The 4,111-nt window shown below is 60.1% G+C and carries 4 protein-coding genes; all 4 read left to right on the forward strand.

The window, feature by feature from the left end; translation table 11 throughout:
* Positions 1–85 precede the first annotated feature (85 nt).
* From LH128_RS05330 to LH128_RS05345, 4 genes are read left to right on the forward strand one after another with little or no spacing between them, the layout of a single operon-like run.
* On the forward strand, positions 86–577 hold the full coding sequence (locus LH128_RS05330; RefSeq protein WP_327195067.1) for an aromatic-ring-hydroxylating dioxygenase subunit beta: 492 nt from the start codon (positions 86–88) through the stop codon (positions 575–577).
* Positions 578–602: 25 nt separating this feature from the next.
* Positions 603–1,970, forward strand: a complete 1,368-nt coding sequence (locus LH128_RS05335; protein ID WP_008828560.1) for an aromatic ring-hydroxylating dioxygenase subunit alpha — start codon at positions 603–605, stop codon at positions 1,968–1,970.
* A gap of 14 nt (positions 1,971–1,984) precedes the next feature.
* Positions 1,985–2,536 (forward strand): 3-phenylpropionate/cinnamic acid dioxygenase subunit beta, encoded by a 552-nt coding sequence (locus tag LH128_RS05340; protein ID WP_008828561.1) that lies wholly within the window; start codon positions 1,985–1,987, stop codon positions 2,534–2,536.
* 50 nt (positions 2,537–2,586) lie between these two features.
* A complete protein-coding gene (locus LH128_RS05345; RefSeq protein WP_008828562.1) occupies positions 2,587–3,936 on the forward strand; it encodes a TonB-dependent receptor in 1,350 nt (449 codons plus the stop codon).
* Positions 3,937–4,111: the final 175 nt, after the last annotated feature.

Below are 4,111 nucleotides of genomic sequence, written 5' to 3' on the forward strand. Positions count from 1 at the left end.
TACCAGTTCGATAAACCCCTCACGGCACATCGGACGCAATCTACCCGTCGCCGAAACGAACATCGCATTGTTCACGGCCGACGAGGTGATCGTTGCAGTTACCCAGGCACTCCACCGCGAAGCCCGGCTGCTCGACAACGAAGATCTCGACGGCTGGCTGGCCATGCTTGGCAAAGACGTCAGCTATCGCCTGGAACTGAAGAGCCGAAGGTTCCGCGCTGACCGTTCGCCGCCTTTTCCACTTGGCCCAGGGGTAATCTTCAACGAGGATCTGGGTAGGCTGAAAATGCGGGTGGATCGCCTGAAATCCGGCTTCGTCTGGGCCGAAGATCCGCCCAACTACATCCGCCGCGCTGTCTCCAACGTCGAGGTGCTGGCCACCCGGGCCGATAACGAGGTGCGGGTCCATTCGGTGCTGGGGATGCACCGCAATCGGATCGATGGCACCACCCGCCTGCTCACCGCCGGACGCACTGACCTCTGGCGCAGCGAAGGCAGCGCTTGGCTGCTGGCCGCGCGCGAAATCGTGCTGGACCATTCCGTGCTGCCGGACAGCAACCTCAACGCCTTTTTCTGAACAAGCCTGACGGGAGAGAACAATCATGCGCTTCGAACGGATCGGTCGCGAACCGGATTATTCACGCTACATGGACCTCAAGGAAGGCTGGCTTGACCGCCGGATCTTTTCGGATGCGGACATCTACGAGGAGGAGCTGTACCGCATCTTCGCGCGGTCGTGGCTGTTCGTTGCCCACGAAAGCCAGATCCCAAACAGCGGGGACTTCCTGACGACCCACATGGGTGAAGACGCGGTGATCGTCGCGCGCCAGCCCGACGGTTCGATCCGGGTCATGCTCAATTCCTGCCCGCACCGCGGCAATAAGGTGTGCTTCGCCGATGCCGGGAACACCCGTCGGTTCGTCTGCAATTACCACGGCTGGGCGTTTGACACCGCCGGCGACCTCAAGGGCATGCACGAGGAATATTGCTACGACGCGGGCGATATCGACTTCAAGAACCATGGCCTCAAGAACGTCGCCAAGGTCGGCAACTACAAGGGCTTGGTGTTCGCCACCTTCAACAGCGATGCGCCGAGCCTGGAAGCCTGGCTAGGCGATTTCCGGTGGTATCTCGACATGATCCTCGACAACGAGGAAGGCGGCACCGAATTCATTGGCGGCTGCATCAAGTCGGTGATCAGCGCGAACTGGAAGTTCGGGGTCGAGAACTTCATCGGCGACGCTTATCACGCCGGCTGGACGCATGATTCGGGCACTCGGTCGATGAACAACGGCCAGCCGTTCCCGCCGATCGACATGGATAATTCCTATCACGCCAGCGTGAACGGCCACGGCTGGGAATTCGGCACCGAAGGCGTGGGCGACCTCTTCCTGCTCGGGCGCCCCAAGGTGATGGACTATTACAACAAGATCCGCCCGAAGATGGCAGAACGCCTGGGCGAGATGCGCTCGAAGATCTTCGGTTCGGTCGCCTCGGCATCGATCTTCCCCAACGTCTCGTTCCTGCCGGGCATTTCCACCTTCCGCCAGTGGCAACCCAAGGGGCCAATGCAGTTCGAATTGAAGACCTGGGTGATCGTCAACAAGAACATGCCCGACGACATCAAGGAGGAAGTGACCAAAGGCGTGATGCAGACCTTTGGCCCCGGTGGCACCTTCGAGATGGATGACGGCGAAAACTGGGAAAACTGCACCACCGTCAACCGCGGCGTCGTCACCCGGCACGAGCGCCTGCACTATCGCTGCGGGATCGGCCGCCAGATCGAACACGATACCCTGCCGGGCATCGTCTATCGCGGCCAGTACAACGACGCCAACCAGCGCGGCTTCTATCAGCGCTGGCTCGACATGATGACCCATGACGAATTCGGCAAGATGCCGGCACGGCCCGAACCGCAGCTGGGCAATGTGGGCGAAACCCGCGATCTTCCTGGCCTGTTCGCGCTCTGAGAGGAACTACAGCTATGACCGACACCGCAACCCTCGAGCGCACATGTGAAGGGACTACCGCATCGCTCGAACTGACCCACGCGCTGACCCAGACGCTGTATCGCGAAGCACGGCTGCTCGACGATGAACACTACAAGGCCTGGGCCAGCATGCTGGCGGAAGACCTGCATTACCACATGCCGGGGATCGAAACCCGCTATCGCCGCGACAAGACCGAGCAGGTGACCGACCTGACCCGGATGGCCTATTACAACGACAGCAAGCCCGAAATCCTCAAGCGGCTTTCTCGGCTCGAGACCGGAACGGCCTGGTCGGAGGATCCGGCGACGCGCTACACCCATATCATCACCAACGTCGAGGTGGAGCTTACCGAAAAGGCCGACGAGTTCCGAGTCTATTCGAACTTCTATGCTTATCGCAATCGCAACGAACGCGACGAGGATTCGCTAATCGGCAACCGTATCGATATCTGGCGTCAGGTCGGCAACAGCTTTCAACTGGTCAAACGCCGAGCGATCCTCAAGCACAATGTAATGTTGAGCAAGAACCTCAACATCTACGTTTAGTCTATCCACCTTTATAAATAGTAATGATAAAACACGAGGGAGAATGCCAAATGACAAACCGATTGATGTATTTCAGGAAAGCCGTCCTGCGCGCCAGCGCCTCGGCGATCGTAGTATCTACCGGGCTTGTGCCGATGACGGCGCATGCGCAGGATGCAGCAGCAAGCGAGCCTCAGGCCGAGGAGCAACGGGCCGGCGGTCTAGGTGAAATCATCGTGACTGCGCGCAAGCGGTCTGAGAACCTGCAGGAAACGCCGGTCGCGATCACCGCTATGAATGCCGAGATGCTCGAAGCGCGCGAAGTCAACAACGTCGCCCAGGTGGCCAAGTTCGCGCCCAACGTGAACATGTCGCCGGTTGCCAACATCTCCGGTTCCAGCGCCACGATCACCGCGTTCATCCGCGGCGTCGGTCAGACCGACTTCAACATTACCGTGGATACCGGCGTGGGCATCTATGTCGATGGCGTCTATGTCGCCCGCTCGGTCGGTGCGCTGCTCGACATGACCGACATCGCTGATGTGCAGATCCTGCGCGGGCCGCAGGGCACGTTGTTCGGCAAGAACACCATCGGCGGCGCGATCGTCGTCAATTCCGTCCAGCCGCAACACGAATTTGACCTGAAGCTCGAAGCGGCGACCGGCCGGTTCAACCGCGCCGATTTCAAGGGCATGATCAACGTGCCGCTGAGCGACAATCTCGCAATGCGCGCGGTTGCTTCCTATGAAACCCGCGACGGCTACCAGAAGCGTTTGTTCGACGGCGGCCGCCAGGGCAACAAGGACAGCTTCGGCGGACGCATTGCGTTCAAGTGGGAGCCGACCGATAAGCTGACCGTCAGCCTCAGCGGGGATATCAACATCCGCCGCGAAGAGCAGACGGCCATTTCGCTGCTCGAACTGCAGGACCAGAACGTGCCGCTGCGCTTCGTCGATATCCCGAACAGCGCGACGACACCCGGCGGCCCCAACCGCCAGATCGCTGCGCCCAGCTCGATGTATTTCTGGAACAAGATCCGCGTCACCGATGGCAGCTGTGGAGCACCTTGGGGCGGGTTTGGCGTTCCGGGTACCCTTGCGCCGACCGGCAACCCGGCCTGCGCCAGCACCCGCTGGATCACTGGCGACATCGACACCACCTGGGCTGGCGGCGTCAACCGGTCGGACTTCGATCTATGGGGCACGAACCTCACCCTCGATTACGATTTCGGCGATTTCAGCCTGAAGTCGATTTCGGCCTACCGCGACCAGAGTTCGCACATGGAATACGATTTCGACGGCACTCCGCATACGATCCTGCGGATCGCAAGCGATATCGATGTGTGGCAGGCCTCGCAGGAACTGCAGTTTACCGGAAGCCTGATGGATGGCCAGGTGAAGTTCGTTCTGGGCGGCTATTGAAGCAGCCCCCAAAATGACCGGACAGTTCCTCACACTTATGTAAGAGTGAGGCATATGACCGACAGTAATCCCAGTAGCTATGTGCATGCGGAGGTTCTCGGAGGGGTTCAGCGCCGTAGGCGCTGGACCCCGGAAGAGAAGCTCCGCATGGTCGAAGAGACCTTCCTGCCCGGCA

It is taken from the genome of Sphingomonas sp. LH128 (assembly GCF_000293195.2).
In the GTDB taxonomy this organism is placed as follows: Bacteria; Pseudomonadota; Alphaproteobacteria; order Sphingomonadales; family Sphingomonadaceae; genus Novosphingobium; species Novosphingobium resinovorum_A.

What these genes read in the sequence shown, in the direction of transcription:
- LH128_RS05335 (WP_008828560.1), top strand. Translation starts at nt 603, where the DNA reads ATGCGCTTCGAACGGATCGGTCGCGAACCGGATTATTCACGCTACATG.
- LH128_RS05340 (WP_008828561.1), top strand. Translation starts at nt 1,985, where the DNA reads ATGACCGACACCGCAACCCTCGAGCGCACATGTGAAGGGACTACCGCA.
- LH128_RS05345 (WP_008828562.1), top strand. Translation starts at nt 2,587, where the DNA reads ATGACAAACCGATTGATGTATTTCAGGAAAGCCGTCCTGCGCGCCAGC.